This is a genomic window from Kribbella alba, assembly GCF_039529635.1.
GTDB lineage: Bacteria > Actinomycetota > Actinomycetes > Propionibacteriales > Kribbellaceae > Kribbella > Kribbella alba.
In genome coordinates, this window is the sequence record NZ_BAAANE010000015.1 from 103,495 (window position 1) to 128,785 (window position 25,291).

Annotated in this window: 27 protein-coding genes and 1 pseudogene; 17 read left to right on the forward strand and 11 right to left on the reverse strand. The window is 68.7% G+C overall.

The window, feature by feature from the left end:
- The first annotated feature begins 10 nt into the window (after window positions 1-10).
- Together ABD210_RS31150 and ABD210_RS31155 are read left to right on the forward strand one after the other, a co-directional pair.
- On the forward strand, window positions 11-697 hold the full coding sequence (locus ABD210_RS31150; RefSeq protein ID WP_344116485.1) for an NADPH-dependent F420 reductase: 687 nt from the start codon (window positions 11-13) through the stop codon (window positions 695-697).
- Window positions 698-742: 45 nt separating this feature from the next.
- A complete protein-coding gene (locus ABD210_RS31155) occupies window positions 743-1,813 on the forward strand; it encodes an LLM class flavin-dependent oxidoreductase (protein WP_344116487.1) in 1,071 nt (356 codons plus the stop codon).
- 5 nt (window positions 1,814-1,818) lie between these two features.
- Here the strand turns inward: ABD210_RS31155 and ABD210_RS31160 are convergent, their stop codons facing one another.
- A complete protein-coding gene (locus tag ABD210_RS31160; protein ID WP_344116489.1) occupies window positions 1,819-2,418 on the reverse strand; it encodes a uridine kinase family protein in 600 nt (199 codons plus the stop codon).
- A 114-nt stretch (window positions 2,419-2,532) separates the two neighbouring features.
- Between ABD210_RS31160 and ABD210_RS31165 the strand changes: the two genes are divergently transcribed.
- Complete coding sequence (locus ABD210_RS31165) at window positions 2,533-2,988, forward strand: hypothetical protein (protein ID WP_344116491.1); 456 nt, start codon at window positions 2,533-2,535, stop codon at window positions 2,986-2,988.
- Window positions 2,989-3,000: 12 nt separating this feature from the next.
- Here the strand turns inward: ABD210_RS31165 and ABD210_RS31170 are convergent, their stop codons facing one another.
- A complete protein-coding gene (locus tag ABD210_RS31170) occupies window positions 3,001-3,801 on the reverse strand; it encodes a phosphotransferase (RefSeq protein WP_344116493.1) in 801 nt (266 codons plus the stop codon).
- 6 nt (window positions 3,802-3,807) lie between these two features.
- The gene (locus ABD210_RS31175; RefSeq protein WP_344116495.1) at window positions 3,808-4,767 is read right to left on the reverse strand and encodes a sugar-binding transcriptional regulator; all 960 of its coding nucleotides are present in this window, start codon (window positions 4,765-4,767) and stop codon (window positions 3,808-3,810) included.
- 167 nt (window positions 4,768-4,934) lie between these two features.
- Here ABD210_RS31175 and ABD210_RS31180 point away from each other — a divergent pair, with 167 nt between their 5' ends.
- The 7 genes from ABD210_RS31180 (at window position 4,935) to ABD210_RS31210 (ending at window position 12,588) form a co-directional block, all read left to right on the forward strand.
- On the forward strand, window positions 4,935-6,305 hold the full coding sequence (locus tag ABD210_RS31180) for an ABC transporter substrate-binding protein (protein ID WP_344116497.1): 1,371 nt from the start codon (window positions 4,935-4,937) through the stop codon (window positions 6,303-6,305).
- Window positions 6,306-6,316: 11 nt separating this feature from the next.
- Complete coding sequence (locus ABD210_RS31185; RefSeq protein ID WP_344116498.1) at window positions 6,317-7,270, forward strand: carbohydrate ABC transporter permease; 954 nt, start codon at window positions 6,317-6,319, stop codon at window positions 7,268-7,270.
- A complete protein-coding gene (locus ABD210_RS31190) occupies window positions 7,267-8,112 on the forward strand; it encodes a carbohydrate ABC transporter permease (protein WP_344116500.1) in 846 nt (281 codons plus the stop codon). Before ABD210_RS31185 ends, ABD210_RS31190 begins: the two co-directional genes overlap by 4 nt.
- Window positions 8,109-9,596 (forward strand): mannitol dehydrogenase family protein, encoded by a 1,488-nt coding sequence (locus ABD210_RS31195; protein ID WP_344116502.1) that lies wholly within the window; start codon window positions 8,109-8,111, stop codon window positions 9,594-9,596. Before ABD210_RS31190 ends, ABD210_RS31195 begins: the two co-directional genes overlap by 4 nt.
- Window positions 9,597-9,704: 108 nt before the next feature.
- On the forward strand, window positions 9,705-10,682 hold the full coding sequence (locus ABD210_RS31200; RefSeq protein ID WP_344116504.1) for a sugar-binding transcriptional regulator: 978 nt from the start codon (window positions 9,705-9,707) through the stop codon (window positions 10,680-10,682).
- Between the two features lie 2 nt (window positions 10,683-10,684).
- A complete protein-coding gene (gene xylB / locus ABD210_RS31205; RefSeq protein ID WP_344116505.1) occupies window positions 10,685-12,118 on the forward strand; it encodes a xylulokinase in 1,434 nt (477 codons plus the stop codon).
- A gap of 98 nt (window positions 12,119-12,216) precedes the next feature.
- The gene (locus ABD210_RS31210) at window positions 12,217-12,588 is read left to right on the forward strand and encodes a DUF5335 family protein (RefSeq protein WP_344116506.1); all 372 of its coding nucleotides are present in this window, start codon (window positions 12,217-12,219) and stop codon (window positions 12,586-12,588) included.
- A 172-nt stretch (window positions 12,589-12,760) separates the two neighbouring features.
- Here ABD210_RS31210 and ABD210_RS31215 read toward each other — a convergent pair whose 3' ends face one another.
- The gene (locus ABD210_RS31215) at window positions 12,761-13,639 is read right to left on the reverse strand and encodes a Gfo/Idh/MocA family protein (RefSeq protein ID WP_344116508.1); all 879 of its coding nucleotides are present in this window, start codon (window positions 13,637-13,639) and stop codon (window positions 12,761-12,763) included.
- Between the two features lie 489 nt (window positions 13,640-14,128).
- Here ABD210_RS31215 and ABD210_RS31220 point away from each other — a divergent pair, with 489 nt between their 5' ends.
- Window positions 14,129-14,695: a GAF domain-containing protein gene (locus ABD210_RS31220; protein WP_344116510.1), complete on the forward strand. Its 567-nt coding sequence runs from the start codon at window positions 14,129-14,131 to the stop codon at window positions 14,693-14,695.
- Window positions 14,696-14,778: 83 nt separating this feature from the next.
- A complete protein-coding gene (locus ABD210_RS31225) occupies window positions 14,779-15,159 on the forward strand; it encodes a S1C family serine protease (RefSeq protein ID WP_344116512.1) in 381 nt (126 codons plus the stop codon).
- A 90-nt stretch (window positions 15,160-15,249) separates the two neighbouring features.
- On the opposite strand, the gene ABD210_RS31230 is transcribed toward ABD210_RS31225, so the two are convergent.
- The gene (locus tag ABD210_RS31230) at window positions 15,250-15,846 is read right to left on the reverse strand and encodes an RNA polymerase sigma factor (protein ID WP_344116514.1); all 597 of its coding nucleotides are present in this window, start codon (window positions 15,844-15,846) and stop codon (window positions 15,250-15,252) included.
- Window positions 15,847-15,860: 14 nt separating this feature from the next.
- On the opposite strand from ABD210_RS31230, the gene ABD210_RS31235 reads away from it, so the two are divergent.
- The 3 genes from ABD210_RS31235 (at window position 15,861) to ABD210_RS31245 (ending at window position 18,379) form a co-directional block, all read left to right on the forward strand.
- A complete protein-coding gene (locus ABD210_RS31235) occupies window positions 15,861-16,862 on the forward strand; it encodes a serine/threonine-protein kinase (protein WP_344116515.1) in 1,002 nt (333 codons plus the stop codon).
- 72 nt (window positions 16,863-16,934) lie between these two features.
- Window positions 16,935-17,696, forward strand: coding sequence for a class I SAM-dependent methyltransferase (locus tag ABD210_RS31240; protein WP_344116516.1), 762 nt, complete (start codon window positions 16,935-16,937; stop codon window positions 17,694-17,696).
- 65 nt (window positions 17,697-17,761) lie between these two features.
- Window positions 17,762-18,379: a hypothetical protein gene (locus ABD210_RS31245; RefSeq protein WP_344116517.1), complete on the forward strand. Its 618-nt coding sequence runs from the start codon at window positions 17,762-17,764 to the stop codon at window positions 18,377-18,379.
- A 17-nt stretch (window positions 18,380-18,396) separates the two neighbouring features.
- Here ABD210_RS31245 and ABD210_RS31250 read toward each other — a convergent pair whose 3' ends face one another.
- The 6 genes and pseudogenes from ABD210_RS31250 to ABD210_RS31275 all read right to left on the reverse strand — a co-directional run bounded on the left by ABD210_RS31250 (window position 18,397) and on the right by ABD210_RS31275 (window position 23,212).
- Complete coding sequence (locus ABD210_RS31250; RefSeq protein ID WP_344116620.1) at window positions 18,397-18,810, reverse strand: hypothetical protein; 414 nt, start codon at window positions 18,808-18,810, stop codon at window positions 18,397-18,399.
- A gap of 21 nt (window positions 18,811-18,831) precedes the next feature.
- A pseudogene (locus ABD210_RS31255) lies at window positions 18,832-18,918 on the reverse strand (LD-carboxypeptidase); the annotation flags it as partial.
- 24 nt (window positions 18,919-18,942) lie between these two features.
- Complete coding sequence (locus ABD210_RS31260; protein ID WP_344116518.1) at window positions 18,943-19,818, reverse strand: aldehyde dehydrogenase family protein; 876 nt, start codon at window positions 19,816-19,818, stop codon at window positions 18,943-18,945.
- The gene (locus tag ABD210_RS31265) at window positions 19,808-21,244 is read right to left on the reverse strand and encodes an aldehyde dehydrogenase family protein (RefSeq protein WP_344116519.1); all 1,437 of its coding nucleotides are present in this window, start codon (window positions 21,242-21,244) and stop codon (window positions 19,808-19,810) included. The genes ABD210_RS31260 and ABD210_RS31265 overlap by 11 nt, the downstream gene beginning before the upstream one ends.
- Window positions 21,245-21,247: 3 nt before the next feature.
- On the reverse strand, window positions 21,248-22,204 hold the full coding sequence (gene deoC, locus ABD210_RS31270) for a deoxyribose-phosphate aldolase (protein ID WP_344116521.1): 957 nt from the start codon (window positions 22,202-22,204) through the stop codon (window positions 21,248-21,250).
- A gap of 102 nt (window positions 22,205-22,306) precedes the next feature.
- Window positions 22,307-23,212, reverse strand: a complete 906-nt coding sequence (locus ABD210_RS31275) for an alpha/beta fold hydrolase (protein ID WP_344116523.1) — start codon at window positions 23,210-23,212, stop codon at window positions 22,307-22,309.
- Between the two features lie 540 nt (window positions 23,213-23,752).
- Between ABD210_RS31275 and ABD210_RS31280 the strand changes: the two genes are divergently transcribed.
- Both ABD210_RS31280 and ABD210_RS31285 read left to right on the forward strand, forming a co-directional pair.
- Window positions 23,753-24,313, forward strand: coding sequence for a PH domain-containing protein (locus tag ABD210_RS31280; protein WP_344116524.1), 561 nt, complete (start codon window positions 23,753-23,755; stop codon window positions 24,311-24,313).
- Entirely contained in the window at window positions 24,313-25,194 is an 882-nt protein-coding gene (locus ABD210_RS31285; protein ID WP_344116525.1) for an alpha/beta hydrolase, read from the forward strand. Before ABD210_RS31280 ends, ABD210_RS31285 begins: the two co-directional genes overlap by 1 nt.
- Window positions 25,195-25,291: the final 97 nt, after the last annotated feature.

Genomic DNA, 25,291 nt, shown 5'->3' on the forward strand with positions numbered 1-25,291 from the left:
GGGAGTGATTGTGAGACTCGGCCTGACTGCCTTCCCGAAGCTGCCTCGGATCGCCGTACTGGGTGCGGGACACGTAGGGCCGGCGATCGCGCGGGTGGCGATCGCAGCCGGACATCAGGTCTCGATCGCCGCTTCCGGTGATCCGGAGAAGATCGCCCTCATCACCCAGGTACTGGTCCCCGGCGCCGACGCGCGCTGGGCGGCCGACGCCGTCAAGGACGCTGAGTTGGTGGTGCTGGCGATCCCGCTGCACAAGTTCGCCACTTTCGACCCAGCCCTGGTGGCCGGAAAGCTCGTCGTCGACACGATGAACTACTGGCCACCCGTCGACGGCGTCCAGGAGATGTTCGAGGAGCGCCGGTACGGCAGCGAGGATCGCCGCTACGGCAGCAGCGAGATCGTTCAGCAGCGGCTTGTCGACTCGACGGTCGTGAAGACCTTCAACCACGCCGGCTATCACGAACTCGAAGACGACCGCCGGTCCGCGGGCTCGCCTGACCGCCGCGCGCTCGGCGTCGCCGGCGACGACTCCGGCGCGGTCGATCTCGTCGCGGGATTGGTCGAGCGCATCGGCTACGACGCCGTCCCGCTGGGCAGCCTCAGAGACGGCCGCATCCTCGAGCCGGGCGGCCCGGTCTTCGGAGTGTCCCTGCGCCGCACCGACTTCGAGTCGGCCGCGACCGCCCGAGCGGCGTAGTACGCGCTCAACTCATCAGACTTCCCACCAGCCAGAGAGATCGACGTGACCACACCACTTTCAGACACCGCCGCGACTGCCGCGGGCGAGTTCCCGCTCGTGCTCGGTCTGGACACCTTCGGCGATGTCACCCACGACGAGGACGATCGCCCGCTCTCGCACGCGCAGACGATCCGGGACCTCGTCGACCAGGGAGTCCTGGCCGATCAGGTCGGCGTGGACTTCTTCGGCATCGGCGAACACCACACCGACGACTTCCCGCTGTCGGCCGCAGACGTCGTGCTCGGTGCGATCGCCGCGCGGACGGGCCGCATCCACCTCGGCTCAGCGGTCACGGTGCTGAGCTCGGACGACCCGGTCCGGGTGTTCCAGCGCTACTCCACCCTCCACGCCGTCTCCGGCGGCCGGGCCGAGGTCATCCTCGGGCGGGGTTCCAGCATCGACTCGTTCCCGCTGTTCGGGTACGACCTTGCCGACTATGAGGACCTCTTCGAGGAGAAGGCGAACCTCTTCGCCGAGTTGCTCAAGGGCAGTCCGGTCAACTGGCAGGGCAAGACGCGCGCGTCGCTGCACGACCAGGACGTCGTACCGCACACCGAGCAGCCGCTGCCCACTTGGATCGGTGTCGGTGGAAGCCCGCAGTCGGTGATCCGCGCCGCGCACTACGGCTTCTCACTGATGCTCGCGATCATCGGCGGCAGCCCGTCGCGGTTCGCGCCGTTCTCGCAGCTGTTCCATCAAGCCCTGGAAAAGTTCGGCCGGGACCCGTTACCCATCGGCGTGCACTCGCCCGGCCATGTCGCAGCCACTGATGAGCAGGCGCGCGAGGAGTTCTGGCCGCGCTACCTGGAGGTCATCCGCCACGTCAGCAAGACCCGTGGGTTCGCCGTTCCGACCAAGGACAGCTTCCTGCAGGAGATCGGGCCACACGGAGCCCTTTATGTCGGATCGCCAGAAACCGTTGCGCAGAAGATCGCGACGAATCTCGTTGCCCTGGGCGCCAACCGCTTCGATCTGAAATACGGCATGGGCGGTCTCGGGCAGGGCGCGATCATGACCAACATCGAGCTCTACGGCACCGAGGTCATCCCGCGGGTTCGCGAGCTGATGGCGTGATGACGTCACCGGGCCCTGGCCGTGGCCAGGAGTTCGGTGATGCGGCGGCGGGCGGCCTTGGGGTGAAGGGGTTCGCAGCCGGCGTCGAGGCAGCGCCGGACCACCCGAGGGTCGTCGCGGAGCAGGAGGAGACCGCGGCGGAGCAGGGTGAACGGCGGCTTGCGGTGCTCGCGGAGGTCGCGCTGGAAGCGGCGGACGAACGTCACCAGGCGGTGGTGCCGGACGCAGATCGCCGCGGCCAGCAGGTTCCGCTCCCGCAGCGCTGCCACGATCTGGTCCGCGAAGATGCCTTCGGCAATCACCAGCGGTGAGCCCTCGGTCGACACCGGCCGGTGCCCGACGGTTCCGTCCACCGAGATGTCGTAGATCGGCAGGTCCGCCGACCCCGTGGTACAGAGTGTCTCCAGTGCAGCGATGGCCCGGTCCGCGTCCCAGGATCCGGGGTGGTCCCAGTCCACGATCCCGAGCGGCGAGCGCGGCATCGCCTCGTCGTCCCCGTCCCGGTAGAAGTCGTCCAGGCGAACCACCGGAAGCCCCACCAGCTCGGCCAGATGGGACTTCCCTGTCCCGGACGGCCCGGCCAGCAACACCACACGCGCACTCACCCGCGCCATTCTCCGTCATCGGGGCTCGATGACGCTCGGTGGGTAACGCCGACCCTCTGGGTCCCGATACTGAGGACATCGCGCCGACCGGCACGACTTGGCGGAGGGCGCCTGATGACTGAGCGGCTGACCTGGGGAGGAGCGCTGGCCTACGGAGTCGTCGCGGTTTCGGTGGGCGTGGAAAGCGTGCGGATGATTCGGCACGACGCGTATTGGACCGACGGACGAGTCTGGGCCGCAGCCTGCATGGTGGCGACAGTGATCCTCACCGCCCTCCTGACTGCCGTCGCTGCCGTCTCCCGGTTTCCCCTTATCGCCGACGACGGCCCCTGGCTGAGCCGCAACGGCTGGATGGTGCTGATCGGGCTGACCGTTTGCTCGTTCCTGGCGTCGAAGGGTGCCGCGGATCAGGAATTCACGGTCTACCTGACCGGTCCCGCGGTCTTCCTCCCGTTCTGGGTGCGCCGGCTGGAGGAGTCCTATCGCGAAGGGGTTGAAGAGGCGCGCCACGCCGCTCGGGCCGCTCGGGCTGCCCGCGAGCAGGTGGCGTCGGATGAGCGGACTGCTTGAGCGTCGCCCTGTTCAGCGCAGGAGCGCCTGGCGTAGTTGGGCGTCGTGGTTGGCGAACCAGGTGTTGGTGCGATCTGTCAGTTCCGCTTCGCCGGTGGTCCAGCGTTGGTGGAACCAAGGGTGTCCGGCCTCGGCGCCGCGGCGGACATAGTCCATGCACCAGATGTGGTTCTCGGCCGCAGCGTCGATGAGGCGAGCCCGGTCCGTCTCGTCGAGGCTGTAGCTGTCGGCGAAGCGGCGGAGCCGGGCCAGGGTCCGGCCGTGGCGGGCGTCGTGGATGTCGGCGTCGGGGCGCAGCGGAGCCCACAGCCGGATCGCCGCGGCGACGTCCCAGAGCGCCGAGCCGGGTCCGGCGAGGTCGAAGTCGATCAGTGCGACGGCAACCCCGTCGCGGAAGACGAAGTTGTCCAGGTTCGGGTCGTTGTGGCTGACCAGGCCGTCGACGTACGCCGCCGGCACAGGCTCGGCCCAGGGGTGGCCGTCCGGGTCGAAGCCGATCATGGCCTCGTGGTACCGCCTGAGCAGACCGGCGACGCTGTCGAGCGCCGCGTCGGTCATCGACCAGGCCGGGTACGGCGGGGTGACGGTGGCGCCCGGCAGGTACGTCAGCACCTCGCGGCCCTGGTCGTCGATCCCGAGCAAGGTGGGCGCGCCCTCCGAACCGGTGCTGAAGCCGACCCGTTCGAGGTGTTGGAGCAACGTGTGCGTCGCCGGACTGCTCGGGCGGAGTGGACGGCGTACGGTGTCGCCGACCCGCACCACCTGCCCACGGTTGGCCGTGCCACCGAGCAGCGGAGTCTCGCTCTTGGGCATCGTGGTTCAGTCGGTCCTGTCCAGCAACGCTCTCGCGAGCGGAGCATGCGTGACGACGCCGTTGACCAGCCCGCCGCGAACGGCGGCGCGGACCGCCTGGACCTTCGCCATCCCGTAGGGGATCGCGACCACCTCGTCGATCGCCGCCATCTGCGCGGCGTTGATCGCGACCACGCGATCGGCGACCCGGCTCTGCACCGGCTCCCCGTCGGCGTTGACGAACACCCCGGAGATGTCGGCGACGACACCGGCCCGACGGAGCTGGTCGCAGGACTTCTTGTCCATCGCGTCGAACAGCGTCGAGTGGCCCGCTGACCAGGCGCCCAGCCCGACCACAGCCTTGGTCACCGATTCGAAGTGCCTGATCGCGTCGGCCACCTCCGGCTGCTGGCGCAGCGCCCGCGCGGTGGCGGCGTCGGGCACCACCAGCGGCGCATAGAAGAGGTACGCCGCGCCGCCCGACAGGCGGGCGACGTTCCGCACCAACTCCACCGAGTTCGCCTCCACGTCCGGACGGGTCAGTGCGCCGGTGAGCTGGACGACGGGGACCGGAGCCAGGGAGATCAGCTGTTCGGTCATCGCGGTGACGGCCCGGGCCCAGGCGAGTCCGAGCACGTCCTCCGCGGTGACGATCTCGGTCAGCAGGTCGGCGGCGGCCCTGCCCAGCTGGAGCCGCAGGGCTGCGGGATCCTCTTCCGGCGTGTCGACCACGATGGCCCGCCGAAGTCCGAAGGCCTCCTGCAGCCGGGAGGAAAGGTCGAGGTCGATCGCGCCCGGGTGGCTGATCTCGATCCGGACCATACCGCTGCTGCGGGCCTGCTCGAGCAATCGTGCCACCTTGAACCGGCTGAGCCGGAACTCGTCGGCGATCTCGACCTTGGACCGGCCGTCGACGTAGTACCGGCGCGCGATCGACGCCGTCAGGACGAGCTGCGACGGCCCGCCGGTGAAGGTGCTCGGCTCCATCTAAGACCTCCCGCGCTCAACTGAGCATGCCTGCGCTCTAGTGTTGCACAGACTCTTGACAGGCTCATCCACACCGGGTTCACTCGGCTATGAGCAGCGCGCTGCTCATATGAGCGTCCGACCCTGGGGTTTCGAAGACAACAGCCGACGAAGCGAAGGAGCAGCTCGTGCTGGAACAGCGGAAGCGCATCGGGAGTGCGGCCGTCGCGCTCCTCCTCGCGGGTGCGGTCAGTGGCTGCGCCGGATGGGGCGGCGGCGGGGGTGGCGGCGGCGCGGACAGCGTCACCGTGCTGATGGTGAACAACCCGCAGATGGTCGATCTGCAGAAGCTCACCGCGGACAACTTCACCAAGCAGACCGGGATCAAGGTCAACTACACGGTGCTGCCGGAGAACGACGTCCGGGACAAGATCAGTCAGGAGTTCTCCAGCCAGGCCGGTCAGTACGACGTGGCGTCGTTGAGCAACTTCGAGATCCCGATCTACGCGACCAGCAAGTGGATCGCGCCGCTGTCGGACTACATCGCCAAGGATCCGACCTTCAACCAGGACGACGTGCTGAAGTCGATGACCACGTCGCTCACCGCCACGGACGGGAAGGTGTACGGCGAGCCCTTCTACGGCGAGTCCTCCTTCCTGATGTACCGCAAGGACGTCCTGGCGGAGAAGGGCCTGACGATGCCGGCCAAGCCGACCTGGCAGCAGGTCGCCGACATCGCGGCGAAGGTGGACAACGCCAAGCCCGGGATGAGGGGTATCTGCCTGCGCGGCCAGCCCGGCTGGGGACAGCTCTTCGCGCCGCTGACCACGGTGGTGAACACGTTCGGCGGCACGTGGTTCACCGCTGACTGGCAGCCGAAGGTGAACGCGCCGGAGTTCACCGAGGCGACCAAGTTCTACGTCGACCTGGTCCGCGCGCACGGCGAGCTCGGCGCGCCGCAGGCCGGCTTCACCGAGTGCCTGAACAACCTGGTCCAGGGCAACGTGGCGATGTGGTACGACGCGACGTCGGCTGCCGGCTCGCTCGAGGCGCCGAACTCCCCGGTGAAGGGGAAGATCGGGTACGCCCTGGCGCCGACGGTCAAGACCAGCAGTTCCGGCTGGCTCTACACGTGGTCCTGGGCGATCCAGGAGGCCAGCAAGAAGAAGGACAACGCCTGGAAGTTCGTCTCCTGGGCCTCGAGCAAGCAGTACGAGGAACTGGTCGGGCAGCAGCTCGGCTGGTCCCGGGTCCCGGCCGGCAAGCGGGCCTCGACGTACACCAACCCGTCGTACCTCAAGGAAGCGGCGGCGTTCGCGCAGCCGACCAAACAGGCGATCGAGACCGCGGACCCGCGGAACCCGGGTGCGCAGCCGCGGCCCGCGATCGGGATCCAGTTCATCGACATCCCGGAGTTCCCGGACCTCGGCACGCAGGTCAGCCAGGACGTCAGTTCGGCGATCGCCGGACGGATGAGCGTGGACGAAGCGCTGAAACGCGGGCAGGTGCTCGCCGACGACGTAGCTGAGCGCTATCGCTCACGCCAAGCGAAGAAGTAAGGGGAGCCTTCATGACTGTCGAAGCCGAGGCCCGTCCGGGGCGCCATGCTTCGGTTCCGCCCGGATCCGAGGGCACGATGATGCGCCGTACCGGCGACTGGGCCCGACGGGCGCCGTTGCTGCCGGCGCTGGTGTTCATGATCCTGGTGACCCAGTTGCCGTTCGTGGTCACCGTGATCATCTCGTTCATGAACTGGAACGCGTACTATCCCGACGAACGCGGCTTCGCCGGGTTCGCCAACTTCCGCCGCGTCCTCACCGACGTGAACACGCGGCACGCGATCTGGGTGACGATCCTGCTGACCGCCGCGGTGGTATTGATCAGCCTGCTGCTCGGGTTGGCGATCGCGCTGCTGCTCGACCGGAAGTTCCGTGGTCGTGGCGTGGTCCGGACGATGATGATCACGCCGTTCCTGATCGTGCCGGTTGCGGCCGCACTGCTGTGGAAGCACGCGCTCTACAACCCGTCGTACGGACTGTTCAACGGCGTACTGAAATGGGTGTTCGGGGCCAACGCGCCACAACCTGACTGGATCAGCAACCAGCCGCTGTGGTCGGTGATCTTCGCGCTGGTCTGGCAGTGGACGCCGTTCATGATGCTGATCCTGCTGGCCGGGCTGCAGAGCCGTCCACTCGACGTGATCGAGGCGGCGGGGATCGACGGCGCCAGCCAATGGGACATCTTCCGCTACATGACGTTGCCGCACCTGCGGCAGTACCTGGAGCTCAGCGCACTGCTCGGGTCGATCTACGTGGTGCAGAACTTCGACCACGTCTTCACCATCACCTCCGGCGGTCTCGGTACCGCGAACCTGCCGTACACGATCTACCAGACCTTCTACACGGCCCACGACTACGGCCGGGCCTCTGCCGCCGGCGTCATCGTCGTGATCGGCACGATCATCATCGCAACGCTCGCCCTGCGTTCGGTGTCCACGCTGTTCAGGGAGGAGGGCAAGCGATGAGCGGCCAGGCGACGATCGTGACCGGTAAGAAGGGGCGCGGCGGTGGGATGGCGCTGTCGGCTCTGGCCTGGATCGTGGGCACGTTGTTCGTGCTCCCGGTGCTGTGGATGGCGCTGACCTCGTTCCACCGCGAGGAGGACGCGGCGAAGAATCCGCCGGACCTGACCGCGCCGCTGACCCTGGACGGCTTCCGCTCGTTCTTCGACACCGGCCCCTGGCCGTCGATCGCGAACTCGTTGACCGCGAGCATCCTGTCGACAGCCCTGGTGATCCTGCTGGCCTTCCCGGCGGCGTACGCGCTGTCCATCAAACCGGTCAAGAAGTGGACGGACGTGCTGTTCTTCTTCCTGTCCACCAAGATGCTGCCGGTGGTCGCGGGGCTGCTGCCGATCTACCTGTTCGCCCAGTTCGCCGGACTGCTGGACAACATCTGGTTGCTGGTCATCCTGTACACGTCGATGAACCTGCCGATCGCGGTCTGGATGCTGCGCAGCTTCCTGGCCGAGGTGCCGGTGGAGATCCTCGAGGCCGCCGAGGTGGACGGCGCCGGGTTGACACGTACGCTGCGCTCGGTGGTCGCGCCGGTGGTGATGCCGGGGATCGCGTCGGCGGCACTGATCTGCTTCATCTTCAGCTGGAACGAACTGCTGTTCGCCCGGGTGCTGACCGGCACCGTGGCGCAGACCGCCCCGGTGTTCCTGACCGGGTTCGTCACCAGCCAGGGCCTGTTCCTGGCCAAGGTCTGCGCGGCATCGCTGGTGGTGTCGCTGCCAGTGCTGATCGCCGGATTCGCCGCCCAGGACAAGCTGGTCCAGGGCCTGTCCCTCGGAGCCGTCAAGTGACCCAGACCAATCTGAACAAGCTCGGCTCCGCCACGGTAGGTGCCCTTGGCAACGAGGTTGGCGTGCCGGCGTACGACCGCGGTGCGGTCCGCCCCGGCATCGTGCACTTCGGCGTCGGCGGCTTCCACCGCGCACACGAGGCGATGTACCTCGACCGGCTGATGAACGAGGGACAGGCGCTCGACTGGGGGATCTGCGGTGTCGGCACGATGCCGCCGGACCAGCGGATGCGGGACGTGTTGCAGGCCCAGGACGGGCTGTACACGCTGGTGGTCAAGCACCCCGACGGGGCGATGGAGCCGCGGGTGATCGGCTCGATCGTCGAGTACCTCTACGCGCCGGACGACCCGGAGGCGGTGCTGGCCAGGATGACCGACCCGGCGACCCGGATCGTGTCGCTGACCATCACCGAGGGCGGGTACCACGTCAACCAGGTGACCGGTGAGTTCGACCCGGGTGATCCCGGGCTCCGGCACGACCTGGAGCCGGGCGCTGTGCCGACGAGCGCGTTCGGCCTGGTGGTCGAGGGTCTGGCCCGGCGCCGCGCGGCCGGTGTTCCGTCGTACACGGTGATGTCCTGCGACAACATCCCGGGCAACGGTCACGTCGCGAAGAGGATGCTGACGTCGTTCGCCCGGTTGAAGGACCCGGAGCTGGCGGACTGGATCGAGCGCGAGGTCCGCTTCCCGAACTCGATGGTGGACCGGATCACCCCGGTCACAGCCGACACCGACAAGGAGGCGTTGGCGCAACGGTTCGGCATCGACGACGGCTGGCCGGTGGTGTGCGAGCCGTTCACCCAGTGGGTGCTGGAGGACGATTTCGGCGGTGACCGGCCGCCGTTCGAGGACGTCGGCGTGCAGTTGGTGAGTGATGTCGAGCCGTACGAGCTGATGAAGCTGCGGCTGCTGAACGCAAGCCACCAGGCGCTCTGCTACCTCGGCTACCTGGCCGGCTACCGCTACGCGCACGAGGTCTGCCAGGACAAGCTGTTCGTCGACTTCCTCCTCGGCTACATGGACGAGGAAGCGACCCCGACGCTGCCGCCGGTGCCCGGTGTGGATCTGGATCGGTACAAGCACCAGCTGATCGAGCGCTTCGCCAACCCGGAGGTGCGCGACACGCTCGCCCGTCTCTGCGCGGAGAGCTCGGACCGGATCCCGAAGTGGCTGCTGCCCGTGATCCGCGAGCAACTCGCCGCCGGCCGGGGCATCGACCGGGCCGCGCTGGTCGTCGCCGCCTGGGCCCGGTACGCCGAGGGCGTCGACGAGCAGGGGGAACCGATCGAGGTCGTGGACCGGCTCCGCGACAAACTGGTCGAGCGGGCGCAGCACAATCGTGAAGACCCGCTGCTCTTCGTGTCCGACCGGGATCTGTTCGGTGACCTGGTCGACGACGAGCGGTTCGTCCGGGCCTACACCTCGGCGCTGTCGTCGCTGCATGAGCGCGGGGCCAGGGCAACACTCGAAGGGCCGGCCGGATGATCGCAGCCCTCACCGCGGCCGGTTTCACCAGCTGGCGGCCGGTCGCGGTGGTGCTCTGAAACCGTTACGGTGCGGGAAATCGCGTGAACGGATTGGGGGCCGGACGACGTGACCTTGCTCGGTGACGGCGACGAGGACGACGAGTTGCTGGCGGACGTCGCCCGTCGCTACTACCTGGACAACGCCTCCAAGGTGGACATCGCCAAGGAGCTGGACCTGAGCCGGTTCAAGGTCGCCCGGCTGCTCGAGGGCGCCCGCGCGAGGGGGATCGTCCAGATCCAGATCAAGAGTCCGAGCCCGATCGACCACACCCTCTCGGAGCAGCTGGCCGAGGCTCTCGTCGTCCGGCGTTGCGTGGTCACCCACGCCTCGGGATCACCCGAGCAGGTCCGGGACCAGGTCGCCGAGGCGGCCGCCCGGACGGTCGCTCCGCTGATCCATGACGGCGACCTGCTGGGCCTGACGTGGAGTCGGGCTGTCGACGCGATGGTGGATCACCTGGGGTCGTTGCCCGCGTGCACGGTCGTGCAGATGGCGGGCTCGTTGCATTCGCCCGCCGGCGGCGGCAGCACGATGGACCTGGTCCGCCGGGCCGCGGCACTCGCCGGCGGTACGGCGCACGCAGTACATGCGCCGTTGGTCGTCGACGACATCGCGGCGGTGACCGCATTGCGCCGGCAGCCCGGGATCGCTGACACCTTGGCGCTGGCGGATGGCCTGGACGTCTCCGTGATCGCGATCGGCGCGTGGCGGGCGGGTTGCTCCACGGTCTGGGACGCGGTGTCCCAGCAGGTCCGGGACGACGGTCTCGCCGGGGGAGCGATCGCGGAGGTCAGCGGGCATCTTCTCGACCTGGACGGCAAACTGGTCGAGTCACCCTTGGAGCAGATGATCATCGCGGTGTCCATGGACCAGTTGCGCCGGCCGGCCGAACGGGTGGCGCTCGCGGCCGGGGTCCACCGGGCCCCGGCGGTGATCGCAGCGGTGCGGGCCGGCCTGGTCAGCACGCTGGTCACGACTACCGACCTGGCCCGCGAAATGCTCCGCCTGCTTGCGTCACCTGACCGGATCGAGAGGAACTACTAGCTATGAGTCAGCCCAGACTGGTTGCCGGAGTGGACTGTTCCACCCAGGCGACCAAGGTCGTGGTGTGCGATGCGGCCACCGGAGAGGTGTTGCGCGAGGGTCGGGCGCCGCACCCCGACGCCACCCAGGTGGATCCCGCCGAGTGGTGGACCGCCTGGCAGACGGCGTCGGAGGGTCTGCTTGACGGCGTCGAAGCAGTCTCGGTCGGCGGCCAGCAGCACGGCATGGTCCTGCTCGACGGCGCCGGGGAGGTCGTCCACCCGGCCGTGCTGTGGAACGACACCAGTTCGGCTGACGCAACTGCCGAACTCGTTTCCGAGCTGGGCGGTCCAGAGGCCTGGGCGGCCGCCACCGGCTCGGTGCCGGTGCCGAGCTTCACCGTCACCAAGCTGCGTTGGGTTCGAACGGCGGCACCCGGTGCGGCCGCCCGCGCCGAGGCCGTGGCACTGCCCCACGACTGGCTGACCCACCGGCTGGCCGCGGATCGCGCCGGTATCGAGGACCTCACCACCGACCGTGGTGACGCGTCCGGCACCGGCTGGTGGTCCCCGACGACGAACTCCTACCGACCTGACCTGGTGGAACTCGCCTTCGGTCGCTCGCTCGCCTTGCCGCGCGTTGCCGGGCCGGCCGAGATCGTCGGCCAGACCTCCTTCGGCGCGGCTCTCGCGGCCGGCACCGGCGACAACATGGCCGCCGCACTCGGGCTCGACCTGCAGCCTGGCGACGTCGCCGTCTCATTGGGAACCAGCGGTACCGCGTTCGCGAGGTCGGCAGCACCAACGACGGACCCGAGCGGGTTCGTGGCCGGATTCGCGGACGCCACCGGTGGATATCTGCCGCTGGTGTGCACGTTGAACGCCGCCCGGGTGATGTCCGCGACGGCCCAGCTGCTCGGGATCGACCTCGCGGCGCTGGACGAGGCGGCGCTGGAGTCAGAGGGCAGTAAGGGGCTCGTGCTGCTGCCGTATCTCGACGGCGAACGGACTCCCGATCTGCCGCACTCGACCGGGCTGATCTACGGACTCACCCGGGCGACTTCGCAGCCGTCCACGATGGCCCGGGCCGCGGTGGAAGGCATGCTCTGCGGTCTCGCCGACGCCGTGGACGCGCTGCGAGCGCAGGGCCTGCCGGTCCAGCGGGTGCTCCTGCTGGGCGGAGCTGCCCGCTCCCGCGCAGTACAGGCACTTGCTCCTGCGCTGCTCGGCGCTCCTGTGGTGCTGCCCGAGCCTGGGGAGTACGTCGCTCTCGGCGCAGCGCGCCAGGCCGCGTGGGCTGCCTCTGGTGAGGACATCCCGCCCACCTGGGAGGTTGCCGTCGGCAAGCCGGAGTCCCCGGTGATGAGCGACTCCGAGGCCGCCCACGTGCGGGAGCTGTACGCCGCCGTCCTGGCCGGCTCCCGCCCGCTTCTGGCCCGCACCAAGAACTGGGGTTAGACCGCTCGTTCGCGGGATGTTGCGACGGCTGCCGCGGGCCAGGATCGAGGTGGATCTCGGGCGGCTCGGCCCGGGGCCAGGTGAAGGGACGGGTCACGATGGGCGAGAGCAGGACGATCGATCGGCCGGCGGAAGAGCGCAGCCAGTGGGAGTCGTCGCTGGACCAGCTGACCAAGGAGCACGAGGGTGAGGAGATCACCATCGAAGTGCTCGACCGGACCTACGGCGACCTGGAAGAGGTGGAGCGCCTGCCGTTCAGCTCCACGATGTACGACCGCCCGACGGACACCGTGATCATCGCCGTGGGTGGCAGGTCGGCCGCTTATCCGGTGGTGCTGCGGCACATGATTCGGAAGCCGGAGAAGCTGGTCATCGACGACCGCCCCGGCAGTGCCGCATTGATGGTCGTCGATTCGGACGGTACGTCGACGCTGGTGAGCTTCCTCGGCCAGGCGGACGCGAAGGGCTGATCCGCGGCTGAGCTCCCGCGGTGGAGTTCTTGCGCTGAGCCGCCGCGCCTGGTCCCCGCGGCGGCGTTCGTGCGCTGAACCCCGCCGCGGGGGTACCTGCGTTGGGTTCCTGCTCGGAGGCTCTGAGTCGGAGCCTCCGGGCAGGATTTGGTCAGGCCCCGGTCGGGACGGATCAGTCTCCGGCCAGGACCTGGGTCTCGGCTGCCTCGATCACGTGTTGCAGGTGCAGGCCGCGGGCCGCGTCCAGGTCGGGCGAGACGCCCTTCTGTACGGCTTCGGCGAACTCCCGGTAGAGGGTCGCGAAAGCGTCGGCGTCGACTACCTCAGAGCAGTCGACCTCGGCCGCGCCGCCCGAGCCGAAGACCTCCACGTCGGCCCTGTGGACCCCTTCCTGGCCGGTGGCGTACAGGGTTCCCTCGCTGTACTTGCCCACCTGGTGGTCCATCTGCAGGCCCACCCAGCCCTCCAGTTCGCCTCTGGCGTGGATGCCGACCACCGGTCCGAGTGCCGCGTCCAGCAGGTCTACGAGGTCGACGCCGTGGTCCATCAACAGGCCCCGGCGGACCCGCCACGGTGGCACGCCCGGCTTCGCGAGGGAACCTGAGACGACCCGACCGGCACCGCCGGCCGGGTGGATCCCGGGCACCTGCTGCTCGAGGAACAGCCGGACAGTCTCGGAGTACCGCCACATCAACGCGACCTGCGAGACCACTCCGGCCCGTTCAACGGCCCGGGCCAACTCCTCCGCGCCGGCCAGGTCGCCGGCGATCGGTCGCTCGAGCAGCATCGGCTTGTGCCGCTTGGCCGCGATGCTCGCGAAGTCGGGCTGAACCGCCGGCGGCAGCGCGAAGGCAACCGCGTCGCACTTGTCCAGCAGCTCTCCGAAGGTCCGGGCCGCCTCAACGTCGTACTCCTGCGCCAGCGCCTTGGCCGACTCGGTGGAGCGGCTCCAAACAGCCGCGAACTCGGCATCAGGCGAAGCCGCCAGCGCCGGAGCATGAAACTCAACAGCTCGACGACCCGTCCCAGCGAGCCCGATCCTCAGCGTCATACCCCGACGCTAGGCCCGCCCGCCGCCCCCCGGCATCGCCTGAATGAGTAGCCGTTCCACCCCACCCCAGCCCCGAGCCGCAGCCCGGGGACTGTCTCGCTGACGAGTGTGTGCGGGTCATTGCGCGGTCGGGTAGGGGTCGGGCGGTTGGTGTGCCGGGCTGGGTGAGTGCGCTGGTCGGGGCCGGCGCGCGTGGTGCGTGGTGGCGAACAGGGGTCGGGCCGAACCCACGTCCTGGGGCGCGCCGGCGCGTCGGATCCGGTGCAGCTGTCGGGGGTCCGGACACCCCGTGGGGACCTCGGACACGAAATGCCCTGACCCAGGTCCCCACGGGGTGTCCGAGGTCCCCAGATCTGGCCGCCGCCTGGCTGCAGCTCTGGTCCGCGAGTTGAGACGGGGGTGGCAGGCGACGGGATGAGTGGGAGCCTGGTGTTGACCTGGGGGAGTGGGCGACCATCGGGTGTAGGACTGTGCAAGCGGGGAGCGGGTATGCGGGTGGCTGCGGAGTTCCGCGAGGAAATGGACCGGGCGCGCGATCTGGGCGAGTTGACGCGGATCGTGCGGCGGGCGGCCCGGGAGGTGACCGGGGCGCAGGGTGCGACGTTCGTGCTGCGCGAGGACAACAACTGTTTCTATGCCGATGAGGACGCGATCGCGCCGTTGTGGAAGGGCCAGCGGTTCCTGCTGACCGCCTGCATCAGCGGCTGGGCGATGCTGCACGACGAAACCGCGATCGTGCCCGACATCGAGACCGACGACCGGATCCCGCTGGAGGCCTACCGGATCACGTTCGTCCGCAGCCTGGCCATGGTGCCGGTCGGCTCACCCGAACCGGTCGCGGCGATCGGTGCGTACTGGTCCCTGGCGCGCAAGGCGACAGCGGGCGAAGTCGCCGGACTCGAGCAGTTGGCCCGACTGACCGCCACGGCCGTCGAGCGCGTCGGCCTAAACAACGCCCCCTGGGCGCCGGCCTTCGGCCAGTTCCCTGACGATCCGCGCCACCTCGCTGCCATCGACAGCCTCGCCCCCAATCCCGGGTCGGGCGACCTCTACTAGCTGCGGGGGCCGAGCGGATCCTCGGAAGGCCGTGCGGGGGCTCGGCGGCCGCGGCACCTCAGGCCGGGGTGCTGCCCGGTGTCGTGTCCGTACGTGCCGGGCGTGCGACCGGTTCGGGTTTCGCCATCGATCAGCAGGGACATGTGGTCACCAACGCCCATGTCGTGGAAGGAGCCGACAGTGTGTCGCTGGTCCTGTCGACCGGCCGATCGATCGACGCCGACATCATCGGCGTCGACTCGAACAACGACCTCGCAGTACTCCAGGTCGCCACAGCGGATGCCGCGGGACTGCGGGCGCTCACGCTCGGCCGGTCCTCCCAGCTCCGCGTCGGCGACCCGGTGCTCGCGGTCGGCTCACCACTCGGCCTGGAGGGGACGGTGACGGCCGGCATCAACATCGGCATCGGCTTCGCCATCCCCGTCGACCGCATGACCACCATCGTGAAAACCCTGATCAACTGACGGCGGCGCTTGCTAGCGTCTGCGCGTCGCGAAGTCGGGTGGCGGCCCTTACGCTCTTGAGGGAGTGCCGCCCTACACCCGAGGAGCGGGTCAGCGCACGGTGAGCAGTTCGGCGACTTCCTTGCGGGCCTGGTGGATCCGGGCCTTCACGGTGCCCAGGGGGACGGACAGTTCCTCGGCGATCTCGGCGTAGCTCAGGGCGCCGAGGTCGCGCAGTACGAGCGGCTGCACGAGCTGCGGGTGGTTCGACTCGAGCGACTCGAGGGCTTCCAGCAGGTCGAGGCGGGAGCCGGCGATCACCGAGGTGGTCCGCGGATCGATCGCCTCCGGCAGGACCTCCGCGGACTGCTCGACGGAGCGGCGTTTCAGCGAACGGTAGGTCTGCCGGGCGCAGTTCGTCGCGACCACGGTCAGCCAGCCGGCGAAGCTGCCGGTGCCCTTGAAGGTGTGGATCTTGGTCGCCACTGTGAGCAGCGTGTCCTGAGTGGCTTCCTCGGCGTCCTCGCGGAACGGCAGGAACTTGGCCACCCGGCGCTGCACCTGCGGCCGGATCGCCTGCAGCAGCTCGGGGATCGCGGTCTGGTCACCGGCTGCCGCGCGGGCTGCCAGTGCTTCCAGCTCGTCGTTCATGCTCCCCCAGGCCTGGACACCCAAGGCGCCGGTATTCGCCTTGATCCATAGTGTCACCGACAATAGCCGGGATGGACGTCATCGGAAGGTACCGGCTGCAGTCGAAGATCGGCGCGGGCGCCTTCGCCACGGTCTGGCGCGGATACGACGACGACCTCGACATCGACGTGGCCGTCAAGGTGCTGGCGGACAACTGGGCCTCCCGGGCGGATGTGCGCGAGCGGTTCCTCGCTGAGGCCCGGCTGATGCGCCGGATCGCCAGCGATCGGGTGGTCCGGGTCTTCGACCTCGGCCAGTTGCCGGACGGCCGCCCGTACTTCGTGATGGACCACGTCAGCGGCGGCACATTGGCCGACATCATCAAGCAGGGACCGCTGGCACCCGCTGACGCGCTTTGGTGGGGTGCAGACCTCGCCCGCGCCGTGGCAGCCCTCCATGACGAAGGGGTCGTGCACCGCGACATCACCCCGGCGAACCTGCTGCTGCGGCCGTTGCGGGCTGATCACCTCGACGGGGGGACACACAGGATCGTGCTCGCCGATCTCGGGCTGGCGAAACGCATCGCTGAGGCGTCCGGAATGACCCAGGCCGTCGGCACCCCGTCGTACATGGCGCCGGAACAGGGCACGGAAGCAGGTGGTTTCGACGAGCGGGCGGATGTCTACGCGGTCGGCGCGGTGACCTATGCGCTGCTGACCGGGCGACCGCCGTTCGTCGCCTCGTCGATTACCGATGTGATCGCGCGGGACCCGGACAGCGATCCGCCCAGCCTGCTGACCACTCTGGGCGAATCGGTCGGCGACCTCGACGGCATCCTGGCGCGCGCCCTGGCCTATCGGGTCGACGAACGCTGGCAGCGGGCCGACACCTTGGCGGAACGCCTCGAATCGGAGGCCTACCGGGTGGAGCAGGAATCGCCACCGCCGCCCTTGACCGTTCAGGCGGTGCCTGAGTACGAGGGAACGACAACTCAGCGGGCGGGTCGTCGACGGAGTCGCTGGCCATTGCTGCTGATCCTGCCGGTGTTGTTGGTCCTCGCCGGTGCCGGTGGTTGGTACTTGTCCGGTCGATGAACCACGGCTGATCCAGGTGCCGTTCCGCGACGGGGGTTTTGTGGCGTGGACCACCAGCCATACACTCGGGCGATGACTGCGGCTGGACCCACAGGCGGATATGACCCCCGGCACTTCGAGCAGCTCTTCGAGGTGGAGGCGGCCAGCTTCTGGTTCCGGGCCAGGAGCGATCTGATCAACTGGGCGCTCGACAGCCAGTTCCCGTCCGCGCAGTCCTTCCTGGAGCTGGGCTGCGGCACCGGCTACGTCGTCGACCGGGTCCGGCAGCTCCACCCGGACTGGCGGCTGGTCGGAACGGAGCTGTTCGAGGAGGGTCTGGACAAGGCCCGGATCCGGATGCCGGAAGGCGTCGAGCTCCGCCAGCTGGATGCGACCCAGGTCCCCTACGAAGCAGACTTCGATGTGGTCGGCGCCTTCGACGTGATCGAGCACATCCCGGACGCCCCAGCGGTGCTGGCCGGTATGTATCGCGCGGTCAAGCCGGGCGGCGGCCTGTTGATCACTGTTCCGCAGCACAAGTGGCTGTGGAGCGAGGCAGACGTCGCGGCTCACCACGTCAAGCGCTACACCAAGCGTGAGCTGACTGCTGAGATCAAGGACGCCGGCTTCGAGGTCATCCGGGTGGCGTCGTTCGTGTCCCTGCTGCTGCCCGCGATGATGGCATCGCGGCTGCTCAAGAAGGACGCGGGCAACGTCGAGGAGGAGCTCGACATGGCCGCGCCGATCAACAAGGCCTGCTACGCCGCGATGCGCCTCGAAGGCGCCCTGATTCGCGCCGGGATCAACTTTCCGGCCGGCGGTTCATTGCTCGCCATCGCTCGCCGCCCTGCCTGACGGACCGTCTGGTCACCTGGCGAGACAGGGGTTCACTTCTCCGGATGACTCCATAGAGTAGTCGTATGACTACTCGCCGCATCATCATGTGCTTGTCGTCAACTGGCCTTCTTCTCGCCACCCTGCCGGCGGCAGCCACTCCGGCGGCGGTCAGCTATGCGTGCCGGGCCGACACGAAGTTCGGCGAGCAGCAGTTCTCGCTGCGCCAAGGCGTGCAAGCGAAGGCGCCGGCCAGGGTGTTGCCGGGCCTGGTCTTCGACGTGGTCGTCGACATCCTGCCCGGCTCGCTTCCGGCTGAGGTCAAGGGCTTCAAGCTCAAGGAGGTCCGCGACCTGTCCCTACGGATCCCGATCCCCGCGAACTCCAGCTACGTGAGCTCCCACCTGAGCGGCGGGTCCGGTCTCGGGTCGACGCCCACACTGGAAGTCGCGAACGGCGTCGCCACGATCCGCGTCTCCGGTCCGATCCCAGGTGGCGCCGGCTACCAGTTGCCGTCCCTGACGGTGAAGCTCCGGGCAGGCAGCTCCGGCGTCATCGAGACCAAGCTGCAGGGCTCGAGCTTCGACGACCCCGGCCTGAACCTCCAGGCGACGATCAAGTGGAAGTTCGTCACCATCAAGTCCGCGGTGGTCTGCTACCCCGACCCGAACCCGCCGCTCACCCGCACCGAGATCCGCACGTAGGTCGCTCAGCAGGTCCGTCAGTAGGTGACGGTGATCCGGCGGCTTGCGGGGTCGATGTCGACGTTACCGCCGTAGGGGAGGACGACCTGCGGATCCGTGTGCCCGAAGTCCGGCCCCGTCACGAGAAGAGCCTTGGGGTTGTACTCCGCGAGCGCGCTGTCGGCCGACGAGAGCTGGTTGTCGAGCGACCACGCTTTCGGCCGTGCCCACAAGACGGCCGAGAAGCGTTCGAGCAGGCCGCGTTCGCCGAGGTTGCGCAGCATCCACCGTCCGTCCGGCTCGGTCTCCAGGAACTTCGGTTCAGCCCAGTCCCGCTCCCGATCGCTCCACGCCGACGACGTCAGCTGGAACTCGCCGGAGGTGAACAGTGCGGCCCGTAGCGATCGCTCGCTGTCGGGATGCATCGCGCCGCCCCGACCGAACTGCACCATCACGCTGACGCCATGAAAGGCCGGAAGTCCCAAGAAATAAAGAAAGTTCAGCAGGTTGGTGTTGTCGCTGTAGCCGAAGAAGGGCTTCGGGTCCGCCCGGAACACCGCGGGCTCGAGCTGCCGCCAAGCCTGTCAGATGCCGATCGGGTGCCAAACGGTTTTCAGCTCGAGGTACTGCGTGAGTCGCGACAGCCCGGGTGATTCCGTCCAGTCCTCCGCGGCCGGGCGGCGCACCCGCTTCAGGTTCTCCGCGGCTGCGACCTCCAGCTCGCGCGCCTCGTCGGGATCCGAGATCCCGGCCAGGTCGATCGCGTTCACGTCCAGGTGGCCGGCCAGCCAGGGGCCGATCTCGGACGCGGAACCGGTCAGGATGTTGACCACGCCACCGGGCACGTCGGAGGTCGCCATCACCTCGCCGAGTGTCACCGCGGGCAGCGGCCGCTCGAACGAAGAGACCACCACGGCCGTGTTGCCGGACACGATGGCCGGCGCGATCACGCTGGTGAGGCCGAGCAGGCTGGAGTCCTGCGGAGCCAGCAGCGCTACCACACCCGTTGCCTCAGGCAAGGAGAAGTCGAAGTACGGGCCGGCCACCGGGTTGCTCGAGCCGACCACCTGGGCCAGCTTGTCCGCCCAGCCGGCGTACCAGACCCAGCGGTCGATCGACTGGTCCACCAGTGCCCGGGCCTTGCTGATCGACAGTCCCTCGGACGCGGCGACCTCCGAGCTGAACTGCTCGTGCCGCCCCTCCATCACCTCGGCGATCCGGTAGAGCACCTGACCACGGTTGTACGCGGTCTTGCCGGACCAGCCGCCGAACGCTTTCCGGGCCGCGACGACCGCGTCCCGGGCGTCCTTGCGGGAGGCCTGCGAGGCGTTCGCGAGGAACTTGCCCTTGGCATCGTTCACGACGTACGAGCGGCCCGACTCGCTGCGGGGGAAGGCGCCGCCGACGTACAGCTTGTAGGTCTTGCGCACGTCGAGACGAGACGAGTCCTTAGTGGGCAAGGTAGGCCTCCAGACCATGGCGGCCGCCCTCGCGACCGTAGCCCGACTCCTTGTAGCCGCCGAACGGCGAGGTCGGGTCGAAGCGGTTGAACGTGTTGGCCCACACCACGCCGGCGCGCAGTTGGTTCGCCATCCACAGGATCCGGGAACCCTTGTCGGTCCAGACGCCGGCGGACAGCCCGAACGGCGTGTTGTTCGCCTTCTCCACGGCCTCGGCCGGGGTACGGAAGGTGAGCACGGACAGCACCGGGCCGAAGATCTCCTCGCGGGCGATCCGGTGCGCCTGGGAGACGCCGGTGAAAACGGTCGGCGGGAACCAGTAGCCCTGCGGCGGCAGCTCGCACTCGGGGGACCAGCGCTCGGCGCCCTCGTCCTCGCCGACCTGCGACAGCTCGCGGATCTTGGCCAGCTGCGCGGGCGAGTTGATCGCGCCGATGTCGGTGTTCTTGTCCAGCGGGTCACCGACTCGCAGGGAGCCCATCCGGCGCTTCAGCCGGGCCAGCACCTCGTCGTACACACTTTCCTGGACCAGCAACCGCGAGCCGGCGCAGCAGACGTGGCCCTGGTTGAAGAAGATGCCGTTGACGATGCCCTCGATGGTCTGGTCGATCGGCGCGTCCTCGAAGACGATGTTCGCCGCCTTGCCGCCGAGCTCGAGGGTGACCTTCTTGTTCGTCCCGGCGACCGACTTGGCGATCGCACGGCCGACCGCGGTGGACCCGGTGAACGCGACCTTGTCGACATCGGGGTGCTCGACCAGGGCCTGTCCGGTTCGGCCGGCGCCAGTGACGATGTTGACCACGCCCGGCGGCAGATCCGCCTGCTGGCAGATCTCCGCGAACATCAGCGCAGTCAGCGGTGTGGTCTCGGCCGGCTTCAGTACGACGGTGTTGCCCGCCGCGAGGGCCGGGGCGATCTTCCACGCGAGCATCAGCAGCGGGAAGTTCCACGGGATCACCTGACCGGCGACACCCAGCGGCTGCGGGTTCTCGCCGGCGCCGGCGTACTCGAGCTTGTCGGCCCAGCCCGCGTAGTAGAAGAAGTGCGCCGCGACCAAGGGGATGTCGACGTCGCGGGACTCGCGGATCGGCTTGCCGTTGTCGAGCGACTCCAGCACCGCGAGCTCTCGCGCGCGTTCCTGGATCAGCCGCGCGATGCGGAACAGGTACTTCGCGCGGTCCCGGCCAGCCATCGGCCCCCAGACCTTGTCGAACGCTTTGCGGGCGGCCCGGACAGCTCTGTCGACGTCAGCCGGTCCGGCCTCGCTGACCTCGGCCAGCACCTCCTCGGACGCCGGGCTGATGGTCTTGAACGGCTTGCCGTCCGTCGCCTCGGTGAAGGCGCCGTTGATGAACAACCCGTACGACGACTTGATGTCGACGATCGCCCGGGACTCCGGGGCGGGTGCGTACTCGAATCTGCTCATCCCTCAGTCCAGCGTGAAATAGTCGGGGCCCGGGTAGTTCCCGGTGGCCAGCTTGGTGCGTTGCATCAGCAGGTCGTTCAGCAGACTGGATGCGCCGATTCGGAACAGCTCCGGGTCCAGCCAGTCCGGTCCGGCCGTCTCGTTGACGGTGACCAGGTACTTGATCGCGTCCTTCGCGGTGCGGATCCCGCCCGCGGCCTTGACGCCGATGTGCAGGCCGGTGGTCTCGTGGTAATCGCGGACGGCTTCCAGCATCACCAGGGTCACGGGAAGCGTCGCGGCAGGGGACACCTTGCCGGTTGAGGTCTTGATGAAGTCCGCGCCGGCGAGCATCGCCAGCCAGGACGCGCGCCGCACGTTGTCATACGTGACCAGCTCGCCGGTTTCCAGGATCACTTTGAGATGCGCATCACCCGCGGCCTCGCGGATCGCGGCGATCTCGTCGAAGACCAGCCCGTACCGCCCGGACAGGAATGCTCCCCGGTCGATCACCATGTCGACCTCATCGGCCCCGGCCGCCACTGCCTCCGTGGTGTCCTGCACCTTGATCGCAAGGCTGGAACGCCCACTGGGGAAGGCGGTTGCGACACTCGCCACATTGATACCGGTCCCTCGCAGCTCGTACTTCGCTGTCGCCACGAGGTCGGGGTAGACGCAAACCGCGGCCACCTGCGGCGCGGTCGGATCCGCCGGGTCGGGCCGTTTCGCCTTCGCGCACAGCGCCCGCACCTTGCCCGGGGTGTCCTGTCCCTCCAACGTGGTCAGGTCGATCATCTGGATCGCAAGGTCCAGAGCGTAGGCCTTCGCGGTGGTCTTGATCGACCGGGTACTCAAAGTGGCGGCCCGCGCTTCGGCGCCGACCTGGTCGACGCCCGGCAGGCCCAGCAGGAAGCGGCGCAGCCGGTCCTCGGACGAGGTCACGTCAGCGAGACTGTCGACGCCAGTGTCGGTAGTGGTCACCCTCGGCAGTCTACTGCGATTCCGACCCTGCTCCTTCGTCGCTGTTCCTCGGCCGCAACCCAACGAAAACGCGGCGGACAGAGCCGAGTGGGTCCACCGTCGCTAGCCGAGACCCCGACGCGGCACCTGCTCCCGCAAGGTGGCGAGCATGTCGTCCCAATACGAGAAGATGGTGCTGCCATGGCCCATGCCGGGACGGATGACGAGCGTCGAGTCGGGAAGCCGTTCGGCTAGCCAGCGGCCGTGTGAAGCCGGGACCATGCGATCTTGCTCTCCGTACCAGAGCCAGGTGGGAACGCGAAGCTGTGCCGGGTCGATGTCCCACTGACCGCCCCACGAGACGTTGTCGCGGGCATACCCGTCGTAGGTCTGCAGGGCGTCGCGTAGGTCCGCAGCCCAGCGTTGTACCGCATCCGCAGTGAGCCATCCGACGTCCGACTGGGGTGCACCCTGGAAGAACTCCTCGATCATGGCCTCGTCGGGCAGCGTGAGCATTCTGTCGAAGGCGACACGACCCTGAAGTCGGAAGCCCTTCAACGCCCCGGACACGTCGCCGGCGTCGGCGAGCGCGAGCAGCGGGAGGTCGGGGTCAGCACTGTCCGGCGGTTCTATCAGCCGCCACGGACCGACGCCGGCTGCGATCCCGACTGCCCGAACCCTTCGCGTGTCGGCAAGTCCGGTCGCGAGCGCATACGGGCCGCCACCCGACGCGCCCAGTACGGCGAATTCGTCGATCCCTAGGGCTTCGGTCAGCTGGAGCGTGTCGAGGCCGACGGACGCCAGGCCAGGTGGGCTGTCGGTCGAACGCCCATAGCCGGGCCGGTTGAACGAGACGAGCCGTACGTCCTGCCGAAGGGCCGCGTCCGCGCCGAGCACCGCCTGCAGCCGCCCTGAGGGAGTTCCGTGCTGAAACACGACCGGCACACCGTCCGGGTTGCCGCCCTCCCAGACCTCAAGCTGCCGCCCACCAGGAAGGCTGATCAGGCGACTCGCCAAGTCATCTGCCATGCCACCGAAGATAGCCCCCACGTCTCCTCCCGAGCGGCCTACACCCAGCCGGTTCACGGCCCAGGGGTCGCGGCGGGGCGGCGCGGCGGCCGCGGGGCGGCGGGGCGCGGCGGCGTCTGGGCAGGGGTTACCCACTGAGCTTGTGGGTTACCCACCGATAATCCGAGGGGTCAACCCACAACTTGAGTGGGTAACCCCCGCCAAACCCAGCGGGCGTTGACCGCGCGCAGCTTGGAAGAGGGGCGGGTGAGGGGTTACCCACTGAGATTGTGGGTTGTCCACCGATAGTCCGAGGAGTCAACCCACAAGCTGAGTGGGTAACTCCGCCAAAGCCCCAGCGGGCGTTGACCCGCGCGCAGGTTGGGGAAGGGGGCGGGTGAGGGCGCGGCAGGTCGGGCTTAGGTGGCACTGCCTCGGGCGCCGCGGGCCTGGGGCGGGAGTGCGGTGATGCCGGGGCCGGGTGTGGACGGGGCCCATGGACGGCCGGATCGTGACGGCTGGATTCTTTGCCGGGAACCAGGCTCCGGTTAGTTTGTCCGGGTGAAGTCGAAGACCAGTGAGAGCGAGCAGTACCTGTCCACGTCGAACCGGATCACCGGGGTCGTGGTGATGGTGATCGGCCTGATCGGGCTGGTCGACATCGTGCTGGAGTGGCGCACCGCGGGCGGCTTGTTCGTCGGGGCCCTGATCGGGCTGCTGATGATGCTCGCCTACACCGGCCTGGTGCGGCCGTCCGTCACGCTGCGCCCCGAGGGGCTGCTGATCCGTAACCATCTGCGCGACCACCGGGTGCCCTGGAACCGGATCAACGACGTCGATGTGACGGACATCCTGCGGGTGCACACCGAGCAAGGGACGCTGCGCGCCCCGGGCGTTCAGTTGGTGATGCGGGACCTGCGCAAGCAGCGGGTCGGCGGGCGGAAGCTCAGTCCGGACAGTTCGATCTCCCGGGCGGACTTCGTGGTGGACCGGATCGAGAGCCACGTGGAGTTGCACGGCCCGAAGTCGGAGGGCGGGCTCGTCACGACCTGGGCGCGGCCCGAACTGTGGGTCATCGGTGCGCTCGTCGTCGTCGCGCTGATCGCGGAGTTCCTGCGCTGATGCCGCGGCCTTCCCGCCGCAGCCTTCTGATCACCGCAGCCGCGGCGGGCGTTGCGCTGGCCGGCGGTGCCGGGCTCGTCGAGACTGGGGTGGTCCCCGGGCGCACACGGCTGCACGGCGTAATCGGGTTGACGGGTGAGGACGGTATCGTGCCGGATGCTGCGAGCGGGCCGGTGGAGTCCGGGAGTTTCGAGTCGGTCGCACGTCGTGCGACGGTCGGGTGGACGGTGATCTACCCGCACGGGCAGACGGCGGATGCGCGACTGCCGGTGGTGCTGGTCTTGCACGGGCGAGGTGGCGACCACAAGTCCGCGATCAACGACCTCGGCGCCGACCGCTTCCTCAGCGCCGCGGTTCAAGCCGGTACTCCGCCGTTCGTGCTCGCCGCGGTCGACGGGGGACAGGACAACTACTGGCACCGACGCGCATCCGGCGACGACCCGCAGCGCATGCTCACCGCGGAACTGCTTCCCCTGTTGGCGAAACGCGGCCTGCGCACGGAGCGGTACGGCGTACTGGGCTGGTCGATGGGTGGGTACGGCGCGCTGCTGCTGGCGGCTGATGTCGGGGCGCCGCAGGTGGCTGCCGCGGGCGCGATGAGCCCGGCGCTCTGGCATCAGGCTTCGCAGACGGCGGCGGGTGCGTATGACGGGCCTGCGGACTTCCAGGCGCATCAGGTCTTCGGTCGCGCGGCCGCGCTGAAAGACGTTGCCCTGCGCATCGATTGTGGCCGGGACGACCCGTTCGCCCCGGCGACGAGGGACCTGCGTGAGGAGGTCCGGGCCGACGGCGGTCTGCAGGCCGGTGCGCACACCGGCGGCTACTGGCGGCGCATGCTCCCTGACCAGTTGCAGTTCCTCGGCCGGAAATTGGCGACCTGAGGGGAACGTCACGCCGACCAGTGGCGTCCGACCCAGGGCTCGTGCCCGGATGAACCTTCCGGTGCACAAGGATGTGCAGGTAAGTCCCCCGAATCCT

What these genes read in the sequence shown, in the direction of transcription:
- ABD210_RS31165 (WP_344116491.1), top strand. Translation starts at nt 2,533, where the DNA reads ATGACTGAGCGGCTGACCTGGGGAGGAGCGCTGGCCTACGGAGTCGTC.
- ABD210_RS31170 (WP_344116493.1), bottom strand. Translation starts at nt 3,801, where the DNA reads ATGCCCAAGAGCGAGACTCCGCTGCTCGGTGGCACGGCCAACCGTGGG.
- ABD210_RS31175 (WP_344116495.1), bottom strand. Translation starts at nt 4,767, where the DNA reads ATGGAGCCGAGCACCTTCACCGGCGGGCCGTCGCAGCTCGTCCTGACG.
- ABD210_RS31185 (WP_344116498.1), top strand. Translation starts at nt 6,317, where the DNA reads ATGACTGTCGAAGCCGAGGCCCGTCCGGGGCGCCATGCTTCGGTTCCG.
- ABD210_RS31190 (WP_344116500.1), top strand. Translation starts at nt 7,267, where the DNA reads ATGAGCGGCCAGGCGACGATCGTGACCGGTAAGAAGGGGCGCGGCGGT.
- xylB (WP_344116505.1), top strand. Translation starts at nt 10,685, where the DNA reads ATGAGTCAGCCCAGACTGGTTGCCGGAGTGGACTGTTCCACCCAGGCG.
- ABD210_RS31210 (WP_344116506.1), top strand. Translation starts at nt 12,217, where the DNA reads ATGGGCGAGAGCAGGACGATCGATCGGCCGGCGGAAGAGCGCAGCCAG.
- ABD210_RS31215 (WP_344116508.1), bottom strand. Translation starts at nt 13,639, where the DNA reads ATGACGCTGAGGATCGGGCTCGCTGGGACGGGTCGTCGAGCTGTTGAG.
- ABD210_RS31220 (WP_344116510.1), top strand. Translation starts at nt 14,129, where the DNA reads ATGCGGGTGGCTGCGGAGTTCCGCGAGGAAATGGACCGGGCGCGCGAT.
- ABD210_RS31235 (WP_344116515.1), top strand. Translation starts at nt 15,861, where the DNA reads ATGGACGTCATCGGAAGGTACCGGCTGCAGTCGAAGATCGGCGCGGGC.
- ABD210_RS31240 (WP_344116516.1), top strand. Translation starts at nt 16,935, where the DNA reads ATGACTGCGGCTGGACCCACAGGCGGATATGACCCCCGGCACTTCGAG.
- ABD210_RS31245 (WP_344116517.1), top strand. Translation starts at nt 17,762, where the DNA reads ATGACTACTCGCCGCATCATCATGTGCTTGTCGTCAACTGGCCTTCTT.
- ABD210_RS31250 (WP_344116620.1), bottom strand. Translation starts at nt 18,810, where the DNA reads ATGGTGCAGTTCGGTCGGGGCGGCGCGATGCATCCCGACAGCGAGCGA.
- ABD210_RS31265 (WP_344116519.1), bottom strand. Translation starts at nt 21,244, where the DNA reads ATGAGCAGATTCGAGTACGCACCCGCCCCGGAGTCCCGGGCGATCGTC.
- ABD210_RS31275 (WP_344116523.1), bottom strand. Translation starts at nt 23,212, where the DNA reads ATGGCAGATGACTTGGCGAGTCGCCTGATCAGCCTTCCTGGTGGGCGG.
- ABD210_RS31285 (WP_344116525.1), top strand. Translation starts at nt 24,313, where the DNA reads ATGCCGCGGCCTTCCCGCCGCAGCCTTCTGATCACCGCAGCCGCGGCG.